Source organism: Empedobacter sp. UBA7620 (assembly GCF_002484185.1).
GTDB lineage: Bacteria > Bacteroidota > Bacteroidia > Flavobacteriales > Weeksellaceae > Empedobacter > Empedobacter falsenii_C.
Genome location: NZ_DLJI01000055.1, coordinates 15,697 through 37,226, shown reverse-complemented (window position 1 = coordinate 37,226; position 21,530 = coordinate 15,697). Strand labels below are relative to the sequence as shown.

Below are 21,530 nucleotides of genomic sequence, written 5' to 3'. Positions count from 1 at the left end.
TAATTAACTGTCCTAAAACAAACATTTTAAACTTTATTATTAATTCTAAACATTTTTCTAACTTAACAAAACAAATAAAACACAGCACACACATAAATGGATTACAAAACTTTATACTCAAAAAGTATTGAAGAACCTGAACTTTTTTGGAAAGAAGAAGCGCAGAAATTAGCATGGTCAACTTACCCTGAACAAATCTTAAAACAAAATGAAAACGGATATTATTCGTGGTTTGTTGACGGAAAAATAAATATGAGCCGTTTGGCTTTGGAGGAAAATATAAAAGCTGGACGCGGAGAACAATTTGCTTTAATTTACGATTCTCCTGTTACAGAAGTTGTTCAAAAAATTACGTACAATCAGCTTTTAGAAAAAGTAAGTCGTTTTGCAGGAGGTCTTACATCCTTAGGATTATCAAAAGGTGATACAGCAATTATTTATATGCCTATGATTCCAGAAGCAATTGTTGCGATGCTTGCTTGTGCGAGAATTGGTGTAATACATTCTGTTGTTTTTGGAGGTTTTGCAGCGCCAGAATTAGCTATTCGTATTGATGATGCTCAACCTGATGTTATTATTTCTGCGTCTTATGGAGTAGAAATTAATCGTCAAATCAACTATAAACCATTGATTGATGAAGCAATTGAATTAACACTTTACAAACCAAAAAACATTGTCATTTTTGAACGTCCAAATCACACCGATGATTTATCAGCAGAAAACGTTCATACCTATGATGAAATGTATCAACATCAACCTATAGAACCTATCGAAGTTCCAAGTACACATCCATTATATATTTTGTATACTTCTGGAACAACTTCTACGCCAAAAGGTGTCGTACGCGATACAGGAGGTTATGCAACTGCACTAAATTCGACAATGAACTATTTTTATGATTTAGAACCAGGTGATACAATTCTTACTGCAAGTGATATTGGTTGGGTTGTTGGACATTCCTATATCGTTTATGCGCCGTTAATTTATGGTGTTACAACGGTTATTTATGAAGGAAAACCAATCAAAACTCCTGACGCTGGAGCTTTTTGGAGAATGGTTGAAGAACATAAAATCAAAAATGTTTTCACAGCTCCAACAGCAATTCGAGCAATTCGAAAAGAAGATCCAGAAGGAAAATTATTCCAAAAATACGATACGTCAAGTCTGAAACGTTTATTCTTAGCAGGAGAACGTTGTGATACATCTACTTATTATTGGTTAAAAGAAATTTCAAAATTACCCGTTATTGATCATTGGTGGCAGACAGAAAGCGGCTGGCCAATGTTAGGAATTTGTGTTGGAATCGAAAATATAATGCCTGAACCTGGCGCAGCTGGATTACCTGTTTTTGGGTATAATATAAAAATTGTAAATGAAGAAGGACAAGAAAATGATATACGAGAGGAAGGTTCTATCGTGATTCAGCTTCCACTTCCTCCTGGTTGTATGACAAGTTTATGGCGAAATGAACACCGATTTATAAAAGGTTATTTTCAACAATTTCCAAATCATTATTTGACTGGTGATGGAGGTTTTAAAGACGAAAATGGTTTTGTATTTATTACAGGTCGAACGGATGATATTATTAATGTTGCTGGTCATCGATTAAGTACTGCAACAATGGAAGAATTAGTTTCTTCTCATCCTGATATTACAGAATGTGCCGTTGTTGGAATAAAAGATGAATTGAAAGGCCAAATTCCAATAGGGTTGATTGTTACAAAAGAAAACGCATCAAAATCGGAAGAAGAAATCGAAAAAGATTTGATTGCTTTATTACGCAAAGAAAATGGCGGAATTGCCTGTTTCAAAACATCTATAATAGTTAACAGACTACCAAAAACACGAAGCGGAAAAATATTACGCAAAACTTTATCTCAAATTGCAGACGGAACACCATTCACAATTCCATCTACAATTGATGATGCTACAGTTTTAGATGAATTAATTCACGAATTTTCAAGAAGAAATGTTGGCGTAGCTTTTACAACTTCGTCAATATAATCCATTTATTCATTCACTATTTCTAAAGCAGTATTCTTAGGATTACTGCTTTTTTTGTTCATTTTTACATAAATTTGAATTAGAAATATCATTCAATGCCAAATCAATCAAAATCATTAGAAGATGTGCACGAAAGTGTTCAAATCAAAAAAGGAAAGTTTAGAAAAATCCTAAGTTTTTTTGGACCAGCCTACTTAATAAGCGTTGGTTATATGGATCCGGGGAACTGGGCAACCGATTTAGCGGGCGGTAGTCAATTTGGTTATACTTTGATTTGGGTTTTGTTGATGAGTAACATAATGGCTTTGTTATTACAAAGTTTGTGTACACGTTTGGGAATTGTTCGACGAAAAGATTTGGCGCAATGTAACCGAGAAACCTATCCGAAAGGAATGAATCTTGTTCTGTATATTTTAGCCGAAATAGCCATTGCAGCCTGTGATCTAGCAGAGATTTTAGGTATGGCAATTGGTCTAAATTTACTTTTTGGAATTGATTTAATTTATGGTGTTTTAATCAGTTTCTTAGACACTTTCCTTCTACTTTATCTTCAAAAATTAGGTATGCGCAAAATGGAACTTTTCATTGTTGGTTTAATCACGATGATTGGTTTATGTTTTTTGACGGAAATGTTTTTAGCAAAACCAGATTTTGGAGAAGTTGCAAAAGGATTTATTCCATCTATTCCAAATAGCGCTGCATTGTACATCAGTATTGGGATTATTGGAGCAACTGTAATGCCACATAATCTTTATTTACATTCTGCACTCGTCCAAACGCGGCAAATAAAACGCGATGATTTTTCAATCAAAAAAGCACTCAAATATAACTTTTGGGATAGTGCAATTGCTCTAAATTTAGCTTTTTTTGTCAATGCTGCAATCTTAATTTTAGCTTCATCCGTATTCCATAAAAACGGCTATCACGATGTTGCTGAACTTAGCGATGCTTATAGATTATTAGGTACAACTTTAGGAACAGATTTGGCTCCAAAATTATTTGCAGTTGCTCTAATTTTAGCTGGACAAAGTTCAACAGTTACAGGAACTTTAGCAGGACAAATTGTGATGGAAGGATATTTACATTTGCGTATTAATCCTGTTTTGAGAAGAATTTTAACTCGATTATTAGCCGTTGTTCCAGCTGTTGTGGTTATTCTTATTTTTGGCGAAAAAGAAGTTGGATCTTTATTGATTTTCAGTCAAGTTATTCTAAGTATGCAATTGGCTTTTGCAGTAATTCCATTGATTCATTTTGTGAGTGATAAAGCGAAAATGGGGAATTTTGCAATCAATACAACAACCAAATTTTTTGCATGGACAATCGCTTTTATTATTTCATTTCTGAATGCGCAATTAGTGTATGAAGAGGTGAATAAATGGATGGCAAATAGTGAATCTTATACTTTAAACATTTTTCTTGTAGCATTAGAAATCGGACTTTTAGTATTATTGTTGCTGACATTTTTTATTCCAATTATGTTGAAGAAAAATGAAGAAAATCAAAAAGAAATTCATGAACCATTTGAGAAGTTTACGTTAGAAGAAATCTCAAATCAACATTTCAAAAAGATTGTGGTTGCGTTAGATTTTTCGAAAACGGATCGAAAAGTTATCAATTATGCGACGCAATTAGCGACTACTGAATCTACCATTATTTTGGTTCATATTGTTGAAAGTGCTTCTGCAAAATATACGGGAGAGCGTACGAATGATGAAGAATCTTTATCAGATTTGAAACGTTTGGAACAATATGCAGAAATCATTCGTCCTTTGTTTAATGAAACTAAAATCGAACTAGGTTACAATAATCGAATCAATTCGATTGCTGAAATTTGTAAACGAAATCAAGCAGATTTGTTGATTGTTGGTTCGCACGGACACCAAGGTTTTATGGATTTTATTTTTGGCGAAACGATTAATAAATTAAGACATCGCGTTAATATTCCGGTGTTTATTGCGAAATAATAAAAATTATTTGATCGATAATAACTCGATCATTTCTTTATTTTCTTGTAAAATAGCATGATCTAAAGCAGTTTTACCATTATTATCTTTAATGTTTAAATCTGCACCAGCTTCAATTAATTTTTTGGCAATTTCGTTTTGACCAAATGTTACTGCAAAAATCAAAGCAGAAGCTCCATTAAAATTCACTTGATTGACATCAGCTTTATTCGCAATTAGTAAATTTGCCATTTCAAGAAATCCTCTAAAAGCTGCACCCATCAACGCATTATTTCCAGATAAATCTTGCGCATTAGGATTTGCCCCTTTTGATAATAATACTTTCGCAACGTCTGAACTATTATTATAAATGGCTAAAATTAAAGGTGTGAATCCGCGTTGATTTGCTTCATCTACATGCTTTCCATTCGAAATTAATTCTTCTATTTGTTTCACATTATTTTCTCTCGCCGCACTAAACAAATCTTGTGCATAAATTGAAGAAAAACTGAATAGAAATAAGGCTAAAAATATATACTTTTTCATGATAATATTGATTTTATGAAAGTCATGGAGTCGAACTCAATCGACTCCAATCCAATAGAAATTATTTTGGTAAATATTGCTTTACATCGTTCATAGAAGTATTTGTAGCCTTCATCAAACGTGTTCCGTATTCTGTATTTGCTTGGTAAAAATGTGCAATCATTTTATGAACAATTACTTTATTTTTAACCGCATTCAAAGCTCCGGATAAATTTTTGATTAAATTATCTTGATCTTTTTTAGAGAATGATTTGTACAAATCTCCAGCTTGCACAAAGTTATTTTCTTTATCAATGACGTGCTGAGTTGTTGTTGCTCCCGCAGGAAAAACAGATTTCGAATACTTGAATTTTGCATTATCTACAACCTCAGGAAGATTTGTTGAAGGTTGATAATTTACATCACCTTTTTGCTCTCGGATCGACATATAACCATCTTGATTGTATGTTTTTACATTGTTTTTTGGAGCATTTACAGGAATTTGTTGAAAATTACCCGTTAAACGGTGACGCTGTGTATCAAAATAAGAGAACAAACGACCTTGTAACAATTTATCTTCAGAAGCTTCAATTCCTGGAACCAAAGTAGCTGGAGCGAATGCTGCTTGCTCAACTTGTTGAAAATAATTCGTTGGATTCTCATTCAATGTCATTGTTCCAACTTTAACTAATTTTGCAATAGATTCTGGCCAAATTTTAGTTACATCAACAGGATTGAAATCTAATTTATCAAAATCTTCTCGTTTCAATAATTGAACATATAAATCCCATTTCGGAAAGTTTCCTTTCTCAATTTCATTACGTAAATCTAATGTTGCATGCTCAATTGCAGTCGATTGAATTTTATCAGCTTCTTCTTGAGTTAAGTTTTTCGTTTCTTGTTGAGGAACCCATTTATATTTCACATAAGTTACTTCACCTTTTGCATTTACCCATTTGTAAGCATGTACGCCATTTCCTTCCATTTGACGAAAATTTGCTGGAATTCCGTAATCTGAAAACAACCACGTTAACATATGCGTAGATTCTGGCAAATTAGAGAAGAAATCAAATACACGATTTGGGTCAGATGCGCCATTTGTTACAGGAGATGGCTTAAAAGCATGCACCATATCAGGAAATTTGATCGCATCGCGAATAAAGAAAACAGGTAAATTGTTTCCAACTAAATCGTAATTTCCTTGTTCTGTGTAAAATTTAACGGCAAATCCACGTGGATCACGATAAGTTTCTGGCGAACCTTGTTGATGTGTTACAGTAGAGAAACGCACAAATAATGGTGTTTTTTTACCAGCTGTTGACAAGAAATCAGCCATCGTTACATCAGAAAAATCTTTATCAGCTACAAATTCTCCGAAAGCTCCAGCTCCACGCGCATGAACAACACGTTCTGGAATACGTTCGCGATCAAACGCTGCTAATTTTTCAATTAAATGAATGTCTTCCAACAAAACTTGTCCATTGTTTCCGATTGTTTTAGAATTTTGATTATCTCCAACTGGAGCACCTGTGTTTGTTGTTAATTGTTGCGCAAATCCAATCGTAGAAAGAAATGCTAAACTTAATACTAAACTTCTTTTGATCATAATTATAGTTTTATTCTTTTATTTATCATTTTAAGACAGAGCAAAACTAAATCGGATACAACTATAAATCAAATCTATAAAATTTATTAGATATAATTAATTTTTATAATAATTACAATTCAATTATTTACAAGGAAGAATAAGACGATATATTATTTCGCAATAAATGAATAAATAAAAATGATGAAGAAGTTTAGAAATAAAAAAACCGCTAAACAAGCGGTTTTGAGAGATATTATTTAATTTTTTCTAAATCGTTGAAAAGACATAGAAGGTTTAATTTTTATCGATTCATTAGCGATTAATATCATTAAATTCAAATGCTGATTGAACATCCATAGTGAATTTCCTTCAACCTCTACTCCTTGTGGAGTTCTGATAAGTTCTAAATTTGTGTACATCATAATCTATAATTTTTTGGTTGACGCTAATGTTGTGTTAAAAATAATTTTTAATGTTAATTTCATTTAACACAATTGATAAAATTAAAAGTTTCTAATAAAATTCGGTGTTTTGTATTTGATTTTAAACAAACATAAATTATACCAAAAAATTATACAAATCGTTTCCTTAATGTTAAATTTTAAGAAATTTGACTCCAACCAACTTTATCTTTATGATTTTCAATAAAATATTTTTTTGTTGGTTCATAAATCGGAGAAGAAAGTGTCGGATCTTGTGAAAGAATAGCTTCAACACATTTTCTTGCTGCATACAAAACCTCTTTGTCTTTCGCTAAATCAGCAATCTTAAGATTTAAAACACCACTTTGTTGCGTTCCCATCATATCTCCAGGACCACGCAATTCCAAATCAACTTCTGCTACTTGAAAACCATCATTTGTTTGACACATCGTTTGTATACGACGTTTCGAAACTTCGTTCAATTTTCCACCTGTCATCAAAATACAATACGATTGTTCCGCACCACGACCTACACGACCACGAAGTTGATGCAATTGAGAAAGTCCAAAACGTTCAGAATTTTCAATAATCATAACAGAAGCATTTGGCACATTTACACCAACTTCTATCACAGTTGTAGCAACCAAAATTTGCGTTTCATTATTTTTGAAACGATTCATTTCAAATTCTTTATCAGCAGGTTTTTGACGACCATGCACAATACTTATCGCATATTCTGGCAACGGAAAAGCACGAGAAATACTTTCGTAGCCATCCATTAAATCTTTCAATTCTAACTTTGCTGATTCTTCAATTAATGGATAAACCACATAAATTTGACGACCTTTCGCAATTTCATCTTTCATAAATTTGAAAACACTCAAACGATGTGCATCCGTTTTATGAAGCGTTTTAATAGGTTTTCGTCCTTTTGGTAATTCATCGATCACTGAAACATCCAAATCACCATACATTGTCATCGAAAGTGTACGAGGAATTGGCGTCGCTGTCATCACTAAAATATGTGGTGGAAGTTTAGCTTTTCTCCAAAATTTAGCACGTTGAGCAACTCCAAAACGATGTTGTTCATCAATAATCGCTAATCCCAAATTCTGAAAAATCACATTATCTTCTAACAATGCATGCGTCCCAATAATGATTTTAAGGTTTCCATTTTCAAGGTTTTCTAAAATTGGTTGACGCTTTTTCTTTGTCACCGAACCAGTCAATAATTCAACCGAAACATCCAAACCATTCAGCAATTCTGTAATGCTTTCGTAATGTTGTTGTGCAAGAATTTCGGTTGGCGCAATTAAAGCCGCCTGAAAACCATTGTCGACTGCAATCAACATCGTTAACAACGCAACCATCGTTTTTCCAGAACCAACATCACCTTGCAACAAACGATTCATTTGCGCAGGTTGACGAAGATCAAAACGAATTTCTTTTATGACTCTTTTCTGCGCATTTGTCAATTCAAAAGGTAAATATTCATTGTAAAATGTATTGAAATAATGACCAATTTCTGGAAAAGGATTACTTCTATTCTTTTGTTTATTAACTGCTTTTTGAGAGAGATTAGCAAGATTTAGAAAGAAAAATTCTTCAAATTTTAGACGACGAATTGCTGCATTTAATTCTGTTACATCTTTCGGAAAATGAATTGCTTTTAACGCTTCATTTCTTCCAACTAATTTATAATGATCGAGAACATTTAATGGTAAATTCTCAGGAATATCAATGTTTTCAGCAAAAAGATTCATCATCATTTTTTGAAGAACACGATTCGTAATTCCTTTTTTCGTCAACTTTTCGGTGCTTGGATAAACAGGAAATAATCCAAGCGGAATATTTTTCGAGTCTTCAACTAATTCAATTTCAGGATGTGTGATACTGAAATTATTATTGAACACATTCGGTTTTCCGTAAATCACAACTTCTTTGAAAAGATCGTTTCTCAATTTTTCCTTTTGCCAAGAAGAAACTTTGAACCAAACCAATTCCAAAGTCCCTGTTCCATCTTGAAATTTCCCAACCAAACGTTTCACTTTTCCTTGGTTAATTTCTTCTAAACTAACAATTTTACCTTTCAATTGTATTTCGGCTGCTGTTGATGAAATTTCAGAAATTTTATAGAATTTCGATTTATCAACATGACGAAAAGGAAAATGTTGTATCAAATCTTCGTATCTAAAAATTCTGAATTCACTTTGCAGTGTTTTAGCACGCTCAGGTCCAGCACCTTTTAAATATTCTATTGTTTTTTTTAATGGATTTTGATACATTTTTCTACTTTCGAAAGTCGCAATTTACCAAATTTTAACGACAAACAATGTCATCATTGTTACAAAATAAGCTCGTAGAATTGCTTTATATTTGTAACAAATTAGAATCAAATGAATTTAACAGAATACATCAACAAAGGTTTATCATACGAAGATTACATCACACGCGTTGAAGATGACTTGGAAAACGAAATCGAAAACGATGATCCGAAAGAATATGTACAATATTATGCTTTGGGATTGCAACGCATGAACAGAATTTTTAAAACATTCAAATTAAATCCTGCGCAAGAAACACGCGTTAAATCAACTTCAAATAATTTAAAATTATTAGTAATTACAGAAGGTTGGTGTGGAGATGCTTCTCAAATTTTGCCTGTTGTGGAGAAATTAGCAAATGCACTAAATGTTTCGACGCATTATGTTTTACGTGATGAGAACTTGGAGTTGATGGAAAAATACAAAACAAATGGTGCAGCTTCTATTCCAATTATTATTGGAGTAAATGAAGAAAATGAAGAAGCTTTCCGTTTTGGTCCTCGTCCACAAGCTGGAATGGAAATGTTGGCGCGTTTCAAAAGTAATCCTGATACGTATTCGGCAGATGATTTTCACGAAGATTTACAAAAATATTACAACAATAATAAAGGTGAAGATATTGTAAATGAAATTTTAGATTTGATTGACGAAAACATCGGTAATTAATCATTTTTTTCAATTTGTTCAACTTGTTATTTGTTCGCATCTTTGTGTAAGATTTTATTGAAAAAGAAAAATGAAAGGAAATAAGCAAATTATTTTTGCCATCGTTGTAGTTGTCGCTTTAGTCGCTATTATGTTTACACCAATCGGTACATTTTTTAAAAGTAAAATGGAAGATAATAGCCACGTTGCTGGTTCTGATATAGAATTAACAGAAAGTGATTATGATATTGATTTAATTGGTCATAACGGCGCTGCGAATACAAACTTGATTGATTTCAAGAAAAGTGGTGAAGTTGTTTTTCTAAATTTTTGGGGAAGCTGGTGTCCTCCTTGTGTAGCAGAAATGCCAACCATTCAGAAATTGTATGAAGCAAAAGGACAAAAAGTAAAATTTGTATTGATAGCAATTCAGGATAAACCGACTGTTTTTAATCCTTTTTTACAAAAAAATAACTATACAATGCCAGTTTATGAGCCAAATAGTCCAATTTCAAATAATATGTTGCCAAAGGTTTTTCCAACAACATATATTTTAAATAAGAAAGGTGAAGTTGTGTTGAAAGAAACAAAAACAAGAGATTGGAACGATAAAGAAATTAATGATTTATTAGATAAATTAATCGCTGAATAATTTCATTCAAAAACATAAAAAAGCCGTTATTAGTCATTTAATAACGGTTTTTTTATGTCTGTATTTAACTCTCTTTCTAATTTTCTCTCATCAAAGCCAATTGCAATAAAGCAGTTGTTGTATTTTGATTACGGGTTGTAGCACTTACATTTAATAATTTTTCGAAAAAATTGTTGGTCAATTTTGTTTTTCCATAACCAGAAGGACAATATAAATAAACGACATCATCAGCAATAAAATATTGTTCATCTTCAGTTTTCGAACTTTCAACTTTTTCAGTATTTATTTCCTCTAGTTTATTTGCCAAAAACGTATAATGTAAAAACTCTTTATCAATGCTCAAATCTTTTAAGAAAGGATTATTTTCGATGATATTTTTTAATTTTTCGATGGTAAGAATCAAAACTGGAACTTCAAAAGATAGACTTTCTACAATTTTATCGTGAATTAAATCACCAATTTCTTTGATATCAGTCAAATTTGTCGAAAAAACAGCATTTCCACTTTGCACGTAAGTCGTCACATTTTCCAGTCTAAGTTCCTCTAAAAGTTTGGTCAAAACATCCATTTTAATGATTTTTTTACCACTTACATTTATACCTCTCAGGATTGCAATAAAAGTATTCATAAAACTATCTCTATTTACGAGAAACTTTGTTTAAAATTATGAAAATAAATATAATAGAAATTTTAAAACAAATCCCTAATTGTTACAATAATTTTGATAAATTAGCATCATTCTGAATAATAAAAACTAATAAAACCTATGACTACAAACAGATTAGAAGCTTTTAGCGACGGCGTTCTTGCTATTATTATTACCATTATGGTTTTGGATTTGAAAGTTCCGCTTGGAGATGATATCATGAGTTTGAAACCTTATATCCCAAAATTTCTGAATTATTTGTTCAGTTTTATTTATGTTGGAATTTATTGGAACAATCATCATCATCTTTTTCAGGCAATTGAAAAAGTAAACGGCGGAATTTTATGGAGTAATTTACATCTACTTTTTTGGTTGTCTTTGCTACCTGTTTCGACTGGTTGGATGGGCGAAAATTACGACTCAACTTTTCCTGTTGCTTTTTATGGATTTGTCCTATTTATGAGTAGTGTAGCATTTATGATTATTGAAAAAATTGCTATAAAACAAGAAGGAAAGGAATCTGTTATTGGAAAATCTCTGAGTAGAAGTTTAAAAGAAAAGACCTCTAGTATTGGTTATTTAGTTGGAATCGGAATTTCATTTATAAAACCCGAAATTGGTATTATTATTTATGCTTTAATCGCTTTATTATGGCTGATTCCAGATAGAAGAATTGAAAAATCGATGCGATAATTATTGATAATCCTCTACAGAATCAATTAATTTTTGAAGAAGATTTGATGTAGAATCTTCTTCAAAATTTTTAAAAGATTGTCCTAACCATAAATTTGTAAACGCTGTATTTTTTTTTGATTTAGAAGCGTTTCTCAACGCATTTGTTAATTTATTTTGATAAGGATAAGGTAAAACAAACTCAGAATTTTCAAACAAACGAATAAATTCATTCTCAATTCCTCGTGCATATCTTCCAGAAAAACTTTTTGTCAAGATAATTTCATTTTCTTTCACATTTTTTAATCGCTCTTTTTCGAACGATTTTAAAGCACTTTCATTGGAACACAAAAACAAACTACCAATCTGAAAAGCGTATGCACCCAGCTGTTTAGCCGCCAAAAGTGTTTTCGCATCATAAATTCCACCAGCAAAAATCAACGGCTTTTTCACAACATCTTTTACTTGCGAAAACAATGAAAAGCCACCAATTTGAGGCAAAATATCTGGATTGAAAGTTCCACGATGTCCACCAGCTTCAATTCCTTGTACACAAATCACATCAATATTTGATTTTTCCAATTGTATCGCTTCATCCAGCGTTGTACAAGTCCCTATTAATGTTACGTTATGTTCTTTAAGACGATTAATAGAATCATCATCCAAATTACCAAAAGTAAAGCTCAAAATTTTACATTTTTCTTGTAAAATTACGTCTATTTGCTCCTTATAACCATTTGGTTTTACAGCTTCAATTTCAGGAAAAACAACTTCAAAGTTTTGTTGATGCGAAAGCTCAATTAACTTATTTTTTATTGCGTTATACCTTTGCTTTAATTCTGGTGTGATTTCAGGAATATCGTTTGCAAAAATATTGACAGCAAAAGGTTTATTCGTTATTTTTTTTGTTTGATAGATTCGCTTCAACGAATTCTCTGCATCCAAATCGGCAATTGGCAAAGAACCTAAACAGTTACAATTACTTGCTGCAGCAACCATTTCTGATGTCGTTACTCCAAACATTGGCGCTTGAATAATCGGATATTTTACGCCAAATAATGCTGTTAATTCATTTTGCCAAACCATCTTTTATTACTTTAAATTTTCTTTCAATTTAGGCATAAAAGCTTTAATCGCAGGAATTAAATCCTCAAAAATTGGATTGTTTTTATTCTTCATTACCACTTCCAAAAATAACTTCAAACCTATTGCAAATTCCACTGATTGATTTTCATTTTCGAACGGATTTTTAGATTTTATCATTTCAATAATCTTAAAAATCTCATCATGATTCATAAAATCTAAAACAATTGGAGCTTGTAATGGCGCATCTTTGTCTAATAATTCGGTCTGTTCTAATGTTAATTTGTAGTGATTTCCTTTCTTTGTCATAAATCTAATTTTTCCAAAAGTAACAGATTAGAATTATCAAAAATTAAAATGATTATTCGTTTAATTGATTGATTAAATCAATAATATTTATTCAAAAAAAGAGCCACATTTCTGCAACTCTTCTATTGTTATTTATCAACTCCTTGATTTACTTGCTTATGACGTTCATTCATTGCTTTCATTTCCGCCATAAATTCTTTGTCTGTCACAACTTTTCCCTTTGTTGGCAAAGTAATCACAACATCTTTATCTAAAATTTCGATTTCTTTCATCGTAAAAACAGCCTTGAATTCATCTGTTGACATTTCTGCTTTCACAATCAAACCTGGTAAATTAGCATAACGATAAGGACCATCTCTATAAGGCAAACTCGTTGTATACCATGCAATCACCTCTTTTCCATCCTCGTCTATTCCAATTGCTTTTGTTGCATTATAACCTGCTATTTCTGTTTTTTCTTTTGTTATTTTCCATTGATAATCAAAGATTTTATCCTTAATCAAAAAGGTTTTCACACCAAAATCTTTCACATTATAAAATTCATTTTTTTCATAATCTTTATATTGTGGATTTGCTTCTGCAGCAATAATCATCTGCGCAATAGAATTATCATTGGATTGATTGTTATCAATTTTAATTTCAGGTTTGAAAGAAGACATTTTTCCATTACTTTCCAATACAAATTTCACCGAAATTCCGCGATCTATTTCACTTTTGAAACTCGCATGATACGCAGCAGGAATACTACTTTTGACTTTATCAAAATCTAAAATAAAATCTGTGTTGTAGATTACTTTTATGTTCTCCTTTTTAGCTTGTGCAAACGAAGCAATACAAGAAATAGTTGTAAAACATACCGAAAATATAAGTTTTTTCATGTTATAATAATTTATGGTTTTGTTAGTTTCAAAAGTAAAGAATCAAATGAGATGAATTTGTTAAATATGACACAATAAATCATATCATATTCATAAAATATAATTAGAAAATTTAACAATTTCCTAAAGTTGAGAATTATATAAATTGAAGGAATAAATATTACATTTAAAATATATTGACGACCAAAATTTATGAAATTACAAAAAGGAATTACAGGTTTTGACACCACTCCTAATTACACAATAGAAGATTTAGAGAAAATTCTGAAAGGAATCAAATATCCATTTACCAAGACAGAAGTTGTTCTGAAAGTGAATGATTCATCTAACTTTTATCAAATTAAAATTAATTATCAAAAGACAAAACAAGATTTTTATTTGATTGTAAATTCTACTTATTTAATTTTTGCTTGTGTTGAAAAAAATAGATGTTTCGATTTGAAATTTATTGACTTTCCTGTTGAATTAATTTCACAATTAAAAGCCGAAGTAAATTCAAGTTTGATCCTTCTAAATCCAAAAGAATTAAACAAAAAAGTAGAAGTTTCTGATTTAGAATTATTAGGAGAATCAGAAATAAAACAAATTAATTATTGGAAAAGTAAAACATTGGGAGAGATAGTTTTCAATTGCTTTGATTAAACTTTACGTTTAATAATTCTATTACGTTTTCTTTTCTTGAAAATAATTCGAATTAGACGATAACCATAGGTCACCTTTTTATTTTTTGTAATAATTGGGAATGCCATTGTACACATCAATGAGATGCAAGCAGTTGTACCTAACGCACCTCCATAACCATTGAAAACTTTGCTTGTATAATGCAATAAAACTGCAAATAAAATTGGAGAAAAAACCAACGAAAAATAACTGATACTTATGGTTGATGATACCATTCCAATGAAAGTTCCACCGATTACATACAACGGAATATTTTTGGTATAAAACTCAGGTAAAATTGTCGGAAAGAAATAAAAAAATCCGCCAACAATCATCGCAATCATTGCAGAAGCACGAACTGGACCTTGTTTGAAACGAATATTTAATTCGTACGTTGTTAATGAAGCTATTATTGAACACATCATTAATATTAAAAATTCAGTAATCATTAGCCAATAATTAATTTAAACAACAACATACTCAATAAAACTCCGATAAATGCTAACGTTCCCAGCTTTCCTCCTACACCAACAAATAAAGATTTTGTAGCAAAAAATAACAAGGCTGTAAAAACTCCAGCCGTAATAATCATCCAATAAACATACTGAAAATCAAGCGAAGTCATTCCAATGAAAGCACCACAATATATAGGTCCTGCAATTTGTTTTAGATATTCTGAACGAGGATTAAACTTCGTTAAAAATGAACCTAAAGTTCCGATAATTCCAGCTGAAAAAACGCCTCCTAAACCAAGTTGATTATTGATTAAATACGTTATAATTGCAGCTATAGGAATCCATAAAACTAATGTTTTTCGATCAAATGAATATTCGTGATGATGCAACGGAAATTTGCGGTAAACAATTAGCAATAAAGCACAAATCGCAACAATAATATATGGCACAACATAATGTTCTATTCGCTCGTTCATTATCGCAAATAGAAACAAAAACTGAATTACGAAAATAATCAGTATGGTAACAAATTTTATGATGCGTTTGGTTTGCACAATTATTTTTTGAAGTTGCAAAGTTAGTGACTCGTTCTAACAAAATAGAATAATTTTTATCAGTAAAGTTGTAAAATTTATTAAATTTAAGAACAATATGAAAACACTAGAAAATTTAAAATATCCGATCGGTAAATTTGAAATTCCAGCATCATTTAATAAAGAATCTATTGAACAATGGATTTCAACAATTCGTGAATTTCCACAAAAAATTCAGAATGAAATTACCTCTCTTTCAGAAGCTGAATTAGAACAACAATATCGTCCAGAAGGCTGGACAATTAGACAAGTTGTGCATCATTGTGCAGATAGCCATATGAATAGTTTTATTCGTTTTAAACTGGCTTTAACCGAAGATGTTCCGACAATAAAACCTTACGAGGAAAATATTTGGGCTGAATTAGAAGATTCTAAAAATCTTGACGTCAACATTTCAGTCAATTTGCTATTTGCGCTGCATCAACGTTGGGTTGTTTTGTTAAATTCGTTTGTTGAAAGCGATTGGGAGAAAAAATTTCGTCATCCAGAAACAAATCAATTGATTGATTTAAAAACAAATCTTGCGATTTATGCTTGGCATTGCAATCATCATTTGGCGCACATACAGCAAGCTAAAAAAGTTAATGTATCTTTACAAAATATTTTATAACCCATGAAATACATCAATTATTTTCTATTATTTTTATCTACAATCATTAGTGTTTTTCTGTTTTTTGTAAGCGCTAATCAAATTGAACTTGTTCCGAATAAAAATGAAGGTTATAAAGGTGAACAAATTATGCTGATTGAAAAATCGAATGATATACAGTTTGTGAAAAATATAGCAGAAACTTCAATAGATAAATATGATATAATGTACAACCAATTATCAGATTTTGCAGCAAAAATGAATACGTGGATTATTTTATTATTTATTCTTCAACTTTCTATGGGCGTGCTTTTCTTTCTACAATTTCGAAAAAATAAAATAAAAAATCTCAAGTCAATTCAAGATTAACTTGAGATTATATTGACTTAAATTATCACAAAAAATAAGTCATTCTACCTAAAAAAATATCTATTCTTCAATTAATTCAGCTGAAAAACCAACTTTCTCAATTGTATCAATAATTTCTTCGTCTGTTGCTTGATTAATTTTTACAGACAAAACTTTATCAGGATTATCAGTATCAACTTCCCAAGCTTCTAAACCATCTAACTTATCTAAAAAAGGTTTCACTTTGCTCACGCAACCACTACAATTTATATTTGTTTTGAATTTTAATTCTTTTGTTTCCATAATTCATTGATTTTTGTCTTACAAATTTCGCAAGAATAGCTACAAAATCATTTACAAGATTTCGCTAAATAGTTATATGATTTCTGTACTTATTAATCGTTTTGAGCTACTTTTGTATTCAAACAAAACAATTTCAATTTCTTTTAAAAATGAGTCAACAAAATGACCAAAATATTGTCTTAGCTATCGACGAAAAACCGAAGTTAGGACAAGGTATATTATTAAGTATACAGCATCTTTTTGCGATGTTTGGCGCAACAGTTTTAGTTCCTGCTTTGACAGGAATGTCACCAGCAATTGCATTAATTTCGAGCGGAATCGGAACTTTAGTTTTCATCTTAATTACACGAGGAAAAGTCCCTTCTTACCTTGGTTCTTCATTTGCTTTTATCAATCCAATTATCGCAATGAAAGCTTTAGAAGCAAACCCAGAAAGTGGAATAGCGACAGGAAGTTTCTTGGTAGGAAGTTTTTTAGTTGGAGTTACCTATTCATTGGTCGCACTATTTATCGCAACTGCTGGAACAAAATGGTTAATGAAACTTTTACCTCCTATTGTTGTTGGTCCAGTAATTATGGTAATTGGGCTAGGATTAGCTTCTACAGCAATCAAAATGGTGACAAATAATCCTTCAGGCGAATATGATTTAACCTATGTTACAATTGGTTTTGTTACGTTAATTATCACGATAATTACAGCAATTTTCAGTAAAGGTTTTTTGAGTGTAATTCCAGTTTTGGTCGGAATTATTGGTGGATATATTTTTGCAATTACAATGGGTGTTGTTGATTTAAATCCTGTTATAGAAGCAAAATGGTTTATGATTCCAGATTTTACGGTTCCTTTTGTAGATTATACGCCTACATTATCTTGGTATGTTATTTTCTTAATGATTCCGGTTGCAATTGTACCAATCGCTGAACATATCGGACATCAATTAGTTTTGAGTAAAGTCGTGAATAGAGATTTAATTGAAGATCCAGGTTTAGACCGATCTATGTTAGGTGACGGAATTGCAACAATGATTGCCGCTTGTTTAGGTGGGCCTCCAAACACGACGTATGGCGAGAATATTGGTGTTTTAGCTATTACAAGAGCTTTTAGTATTTATGTATTTATTGGAGCAGCTTGTTTTGCTATTTTATTTGGATTTTGTGGTAAAGTTTCAGCATTATTAAGTACAATTCCAACACCAGTTATGGGTGGCGTTTCTATTTTATTATTCGGAATTATTGCTTCGAGTGGTTTGAGAATGTTAATTGAAAATAAAGTTGATTTTAAGATAAAACGAAACCTAATCATTTCATCTGTTATCCTAATTATAGGAATTGGTGGTGCGGCAATTCACATCAGAGATTTATTTTCTTTAGAAGGAATGGCTTTGGCATCTATAATTGGAGTTGCTTTAAATTTAATTCTTCCGGGAAGAGAATTTGTCTCGTTCAAGGAAATGTTTGATGAGGAAAATTAAATAAAGATTTAGATGATAAAATTCTAATTCAAAGCGAACAAATATAAATCAAAAAGGCGAGCTGAATTCAGCTCGCCTTTTTGATTTAAAATATATTGTTCTTAAACTTAAACTTCATCAAAATCAATTGCTAAAGTAGCTGTTTTTGGACGAGAAATACACGCTAACGTCATTCCTTCTTCGTAATCAGAATCCGTTAATACATAGTTGTCTCCAATATGCACTTCGCCTTCTGTTATCTTACACATGCAAGACGAACAAACACCACCTTTACACGAGTAAGGCGCATCAATACCAGCGTCTAACATTGTATCAATCAAGTTTTTTCCTCTATCCCAAGTCACTTCAGAAGTTTCGCCATCAAGCGTTACAGTAACTTGAACCGTTTGAGGTCCTTCGTCATGTTTTGTAAAAATATCTTCTGTTTTCACTGAAGGATTAAACATTTCGAAATGAATATGTTTCTCGATAATTCCCGCTTCGTTGATTTTCTTCGCTAAAGTCAAAATCATTTGTTCTGGTCCACAAACCATTGCTTCATCTACTTCGTTGATATCAATAATTTGATTCAAGATTAAATCAAATTTCTTCTCATCAATTCGTCCATTGTAAATGAAATTCTCCTGATCTTGGCGCGTATAAAAATGATGAATGAAAACATTGTTTGGATATTTTTGTTTTAATTCTGTCAAACGCTCTTTGAACATGATTGAGTTCTCGTCTCTATTTACATAAAAAATATGAAAATTTACCCATTCTTCAGTCTGCAATGTAAACTCCAACATACTCATAATTGGCGTGATTCCACTACCCGCTGTAAAAGCTAATAACGTACGTTTTTCGTTTGGTTTTGTAGGAATAGAAAAACGTCCACTTGGCGTAGAAACTTCTAATTGATCACCAACTTTTAGTTCATTTACTAAATAAGAAGAAATCTTTCCATTTGGTTGAGATTTAACCCCAATGCTCCATTTTTTATCTTTAGGAGATTCACATAAAGAGTAATCTCTTCGTTCTCCATTAATATTAAGAGTGATATATTGTCCAGGTAAAAAATTGTATTCTTCGTGTAATTCCTCAGGAACATCAAACGAAATTTGAACAGCATCAGCCGTTAATTTTACAATTTCTTTTACCGTTAATAAATTAAATTTCATAGTCGTATACTATTTATAATTCTGAAAACAACTCGTTATTTAAGATTGTTCTGCTAACTTTGTACAAAAGTAATATTTTAGATTAAATAGAAAAAATATATGGAAATAGCATTGATCGCTCATGATGGAAAAAAAGCTGAAATGGTCAATTTTTTAATGAAACATAAAGAAGCTTTAAACAATAATAATATCACATTTATCGCAACAGGAACGACAGGAAAGTATGCGGAGCAAACTGGACTAAAAGTTACGCGCTATCTATCTGGTCCTCTTGGTGGTGACGCGCAAATTGCTGCTCGAGTTGTAGAAGGAAAAACAGATATGGTTTTCTTTTTTAGAGATCCGATGGGAAAACATCCGCACGAACCAGATGTAAATATGTTATTGAGACTGTGCGATGTACACAATATTCCATTAGCTACAAACCCAGCGACAGCAGAAATGTTATTGGATCATTTAAAATAATTTTTCTTAAGCTAATCTTAAGTTTATTCTTATTGTTTTGGATGATAATTTGTTTAATATTGAATAGAAATTTTAACTGAATATAAATAACAATTCAAAAGAAAATCACAATGAATTTAATTAAAAAAACAGCTATCGCGCTTAGCTTATTTGCTCTTACTGGATCATCTGTAGCATTTGCTCAAAAAAAAACTCCAACAAAAGCAACTAAAATAGAAACAGTAAAGACAACAACTAAAGCATCAGCAGATAAAAAAGGAACACATGCTAAAAAGGATGTAAAAGTAACCACAATTAAGAAAACTGAAGTTACCCCTAAAGGTAAAACTGATAAAAAAGTAGTTTCAGAAATAAAAGTTGAGAAAACGACTACTCCAAAAAACGAAACAAAAACGAATGTAGCTAAAACTACCACTGCAGGTAATTAGTATGGGCACAAAGTTTATGTAGGACCAAAAGGTGGAAAATACTACATCAATGACAATGGAAATAAAAGGTATATCAAAAAATAGTTTTTATCCAAATAAAAATAATAAAGGCTGTCTTATTTGTTAGGACAGCCTTTTTAAATTACATTTTTATAATAAATGTTTTCTGGATTTTGAGGATCGATTAAAATATCAACCTCTTTTCCTTTTTTTAGATTCTCACTTGCGTTAACATCTCCAAAATATTCAAATTCTGTATAATAAATTTTTTCAGTATTTGGATGTTTATAAAAAACTTCAACTATATAGTCTGGCAAATGATTTTCTCCTAATAAACCTCTTTTTATTTCAATAATATGTGCTTTTACTTTTAATCCTTTATTTACTAATCTTGAATGATTTAGGTAATCAAATAAATTAACAAAACCTAAATATCCCATAAACAAACTACAGAAAAGAAAAACTACTCCAAGCAGTTGATTAAAAAATACACCAAGATTTAGAAAAGAGCATATTAGAACAAATCCTAAACTTAGAATTAAACATCCTATTGCGATTGACAATTTCATTATTCTTGTATTTGCTATCTGTTTTTCACAAACCGTACCAAAAACAAAAAATTGTCCTATAAAAATAATTTTATTGTAAATTTATTCAAACTTCTTAATAAGCTGCTGTAAATCTGATTTTTATATGATTGGCATTTTCTATTTCATCTGCAATCACCACTGCAACATCTTCCACAGACAAAATACTACGTCCTTCTGCATTGAAAACTGGTACATCATTTCCTAAACGATATGTTCCTTTTCGCTCTCCAGAAGTACCTTGATGCATTTCTGGCGCTGGAGAAAACATTGTCCAATCCAACTCATTATCTTGTTTCAAGATATTATAATAATCTCTCGCAGCCAAAGCACCTTGTTTTATTTGCTCAGGAAAATCTGGCGCGTCTACAATTTGTAATTCTTTTTGATCATTCACATACAAACTTCCCGCACCACCAATAACAATCAAACGTTTTACGCCTGCTAATTTAGTTGCTTCTTCAATAGCTTTTGCGCCTTTCAAATAATCTTCATAAATATTTGGATTCGTCCAACCAGCATTAAAAGCACTTACAACCACATCAGCACCTTTCAAATCTGTTGCCAAAGCTTGCACATCGTTTACATCTAACGCCACTTTTGCTACATTTTTACTATCTAAAACCTTGTCAGTATTTCGTGCAAATGCTTTGATAGATTGATTTCTATTTACCAATTCTTCTACGATATGTGAGCCTACAAAACCTGTTGCTCCAATTACTGCTACTCTCATTTTATTTAATTTTATATTGTAATTAATTTTGTTACATTTAAAGATA

25 protein-coding genes are annotated in these 21,530 nt (G+C 31.3%); 11 read left to right on the top strand and 14 right to left on the bottom strand.

The annotated features are described in order from the left end of the window. Positions 1-96 precede the first annotated feature (96 nt). Positions 97-2,004 carry an AMP-binding protein gene (locus tag B2217_RS14705; RefSeq protein WP_291122978.1) on the top strand — a complete coding sequence of 636 codons (1,908 nt, stop codon included), beginning with the start codon at positions 97-99 and terminating at the stop codon, positions 2,002-2,004. A 95-nt stretch (positions 2,005-2,099) separates the two neighbouring features. Further along, positions 2,100-3,971, top strand: coding sequence for an Nramp family divalent metal transporter (locus tag B2217_RS14700; RefSeq protein ID WP_180906767.1), 1,872 nt, complete (start codon positions 2,100-2,102; stop codon positions 3,969-3,971). 6 nt (positions 3,972-3,977) lie between these two features. Here B2217_RS14700 and B2217_RS14695 read toward each other — a convergent pair whose 3' ends face one another. The 4 genes from B2217_RS14695 to recG all read right to left on the bottom strand — a co-directional run bounded on the left by B2217_RS14695 (position 3,978) and on the right by recG (position 8,770). Further along, positions 3,978-4,496: an ankyrin repeat domain-containing protein gene (locus B2217_RS14695; RefSeq protein ID WP_280045614.1), complete on the bottom strand. Its 519-nt coding sequence runs from the start codon at positions 4,494-4,496 to the stop codon at positions 3,978-3,980. 61 nt (positions 4,497-4,557) lie between these two features. Beyond that, positions 4,558-6,081, bottom strand: coding sequence for a catalase (locus tag B2217_RS14690; protein WP_280045615.1), 1,524 nt, complete (start codon positions 6,079-6,081; stop codon positions 4,558-4,560). Between the two features lie 239 nt (positions 6,082-6,320). After that, a complete protein-coding gene (locus tag B2217_RS14685; RefSeq protein ID WP_280045617.1) occupies positions 6,321-6,485 on the bottom strand; it encodes a hypothetical protein in 165 nt (54 codons plus the stop codon). Positions 6,486-6,664: 179 nt separating this feature from the next. After that, entirely contained in the window at positions 6,665-8,770 is a 2,106-nt protein-coding gene (recG, locus tag B2217_RS14680; protein WP_280045618.1) for an ATP-dependent DNA helicase RecG, read from the bottom strand. 111 nt (positions 8,771-8,881) lie between these two features. Between recG and B2217_RS14675 the strand changes: the two genes are divergently transcribed. Both B2217_RS14675 and B2217_RS14670 read left to right on the top strand, forming a co-directional pair. Continuing rightward, positions 8,882-9,475 carry a thioredoxin family protein gene (locus tag B2217_RS14675; RefSeq protein ID WP_291122975.1) on the top strand — a complete coding sequence of 198 codons (594 nt, stop codon included), beginning with the start codon at positions 8,882-8,884 and terminating at the stop codon, positions 9,473-9,475. 70 nt (positions 9,476-9,545) lie between these two features. Next, the gene (locus B2217_RS14670; protein ID WP_115000255.1) at positions 9,546-10,106 is read left to right on the top strand and encodes a TlpA family protein disulfide reductase; all 561 of its coding nucleotides are present in this window, start codon (positions 9,546-9,548) and stop codon (positions 10,104-10,106) included. 76 nt (positions 10,107-10,182) lie between these two features. Here B2217_RS14670 and B2217_RS14665 read toward each other — a convergent pair whose 3' ends face one another. Then, entirely contained in the window at positions 10,183-10,734 is a 552-nt protein-coding gene (locus B2217_RS14665; RefSeq protein WP_291116924.1) for a DUF1697 domain-containing protein, read from the bottom strand. 138 nt (positions 10,735-10,872) lie between these two features. Here B2217_RS14665 and B2217_RS14660 point away from each other — a divergent pair, with 138 nt between their 5' ends. Next, positions 10,873-11,445: a TMEM175 family protein gene (locus B2217_RS14660; RefSeq protein WP_180906759.1), complete on the top strand. Its 573-nt coding sequence runs from the start codon at positions 10,873-10,875 to the stop codon at positions 11,443-11,445. On the opposite strand, the gene B2217_RS14655 is transcribed toward B2217_RS14660, so the two are convergent. From B2217_RS14655 to B2217_RS14645, 3 genes are all read right to left on the bottom strand, one after another. Further along, positions 11,446-12,510, bottom strand: a complete 1,065-nt coding sequence (locus B2217_RS14655) for an NAD(P)H-dependent flavin oxidoreductase (RefSeq protein WP_180906758.1) — start codon at positions 12,508-12,510, stop codon at positions 11,446-11,448. A gap of 6 nt (positions 12,511-12,516) precedes the next feature. Then, complete coding sequence (locus B2217_RS14650; RefSeq protein WP_180906757.1) at positions 12,517-12,816, bottom strand: DUF3861 domain-containing protein; 300 nt, start codon at positions 12,814-12,816, stop codon at positions 12,517-12,519. Positions 12,817-12,944: 128 nt separating this feature from the next. Beyond that, positions 12,945-13,694 (bottom strand): GLPGLI family protein, encoded by a 750-nt coding sequence (locus B2217_RS14645; protein WP_180906756.1) that lies wholly within the window; start codon positions 13,692-13,694, stop codon positions 12,945-12,947. 192 nt (positions 13,695-13,886) lie between these two features. Here B2217_RS14645 and B2217_RS14640 point away from each other — a divergent pair, with 192 nt between their 5' ends. Continuing rightward, positions 13,887-14,336: a hypothetical protein gene (locus tag B2217_RS14640; protein ID WP_180906755.1), complete on the top strand. Its 450-nt coding sequence runs from the start codon at positions 13,887-13,889 to the stop codon at positions 14,334-14,336. Here the strand turns inward: B2217_RS14640 and B2217_RS14635 are convergent. Then, a complete protein-coding gene (locus tag B2217_RS14635; protein ID WP_180906754.1) occupies positions 14,333-14,779 on the bottom strand; it encodes a hypothetical protein in 447 nt (148 codons plus the stop codon). The genes B2217_RS14640 and B2217_RS14635 overlap by 4 nt on opposite strands. Before the next feature lie 23 nt (positions 14,780-14,802). Continuing rightward, positions 14,803-15,285 (bottom strand): hypothetical protein, encoded by a 483-nt coding sequence (locus B2217_RS14630; protein WP_052217819.1) that lies wholly within the window; start codon positions 15,283-15,285, stop codon positions 14,803-14,805. A 175-nt stretch (positions 15,286-15,460) separates the two neighbouring features. On the opposite strand from B2217_RS14630, the gene B2217_RS14625 reads away from it, so the two are divergent. After that, positions 15,461-16,012 carry a YfiT family bacillithiol transferase gene (locus B2217_RS14625; RefSeq protein WP_180906753.1) on the top strand — a complete coding sequence of 184 codons (552 nt, stop codon included), beginning with the start codon at positions 15,461-15,463 and terminating at the stop codon, positions 16,010-16,012. A 3-nt stretch (positions 16,013-16,015) separates the two neighbouring features. Next, positions 16,016-16,360, top strand: a complete 345-nt coding sequence (locus B2217_RS14620; protein ID WP_180906752.1) for a hypothetical protein — start codon at positions 16,016-16,018, stop codon at positions 16,358-16,360. Positions 16,361-16,420: 60 nt separating this feature from the next. Here the strand turns inward: B2217_RS14620 and B2217_RS14615 are convergent, their stop codons facing one another. Further along, positions 16,421-16,642 (bottom strand): heavy-metal-associated domain-containing protein, encoded by a 222-nt coding sequence (locus B2217_RS14615; protein WP_180906751.1) that lies wholly within the window; start codon positions 16,640-16,642, stop codon positions 16,421-16,423. Positions 16,643-16,791: 149 nt separating this feature from the next. On the opposite strand from B2217_RS14615, the gene B2217_RS14610 reads away from it, so the two are divergent. Then, positions 16,792-18,114 carry a solute carrier family 23 protein gene (locus B2217_RS14610; protein ID WP_180906750.1) on the top strand — a complete coding sequence of 441 codons (1,323 nt, stop codon included), beginning with the start codon at positions 16,792-16,794 and terminating at the stop codon, positions 18,112-18,114. A 107-nt stretch (positions 18,115-18,221) separates the two neighbouring features. Here B2217_RS14610 and B2217_RS14605 read toward each other — a convergent pair whose 3' ends face one another. Beyond that, positions 18,222-19,271, bottom strand: a complete 1,050-nt coding sequence (locus B2217_RS14605) for a 2Fe-2S iron-sulfur cluster-binding protein (protein WP_038335761.1) — start codon at positions 19,269-19,271, stop codon at positions 18,222-18,224. A 99-nt stretch (positions 19,272-19,370) separates the two neighbouring features. Here B2217_RS14605 and B2217_RS14600 point away from each other — a divergent pair, with 99 nt between their 5' ends. Together B2217_RS14600 and B2217_RS14595 are read left to right on the top strand one after the other, a co-directional pair. Then, positions 19,371-19,736 (top strand): methylglyoxal synthase, encoded by a 366-nt coding sequence (locus B2217_RS14600; protein WP_038335760.1) that lies wholly within the window; start codon positions 19,371-19,373, stop codon positions 19,734-19,736. A gap of 110 nt (positions 19,737-19,846) precedes the next feature. Next, positions 19,847-20,164: a hypothetical protein gene (locus B2217_RS14595; RefSeq protein WP_291099933.1), complete on the top strand. Its 318-nt coding sequence runs from the start codon at positions 19,847-19,849 to the stop codon at positions 20,162-20,164. Between the two features lie 137 nt (positions 20,165-20,301). On the opposite strand, the gene B2217_RS14590 is transcribed toward B2217_RS14595, so the two are convergent. Further along, entirely contained in the window at positions 20,302-20,733 is a 432-nt protein-coding gene (locus B2217_RS14590; protein WP_291099930.1) for a hypothetical protein, read from the bottom strand. Positions 20,734-20,827: 94 nt separating this feature from the next. Next, positions 20,828-21,484, bottom strand: coding sequence for an NAD(P)-dependent oxidoreductase (locus B2217_RS14585; protein WP_291062473.1), 657 nt, complete (start codon positions 21,482-21,484; stop codon positions 20,828-20,830). Positions 21,485-21,530: the final 46 nt, after the last annotated feature.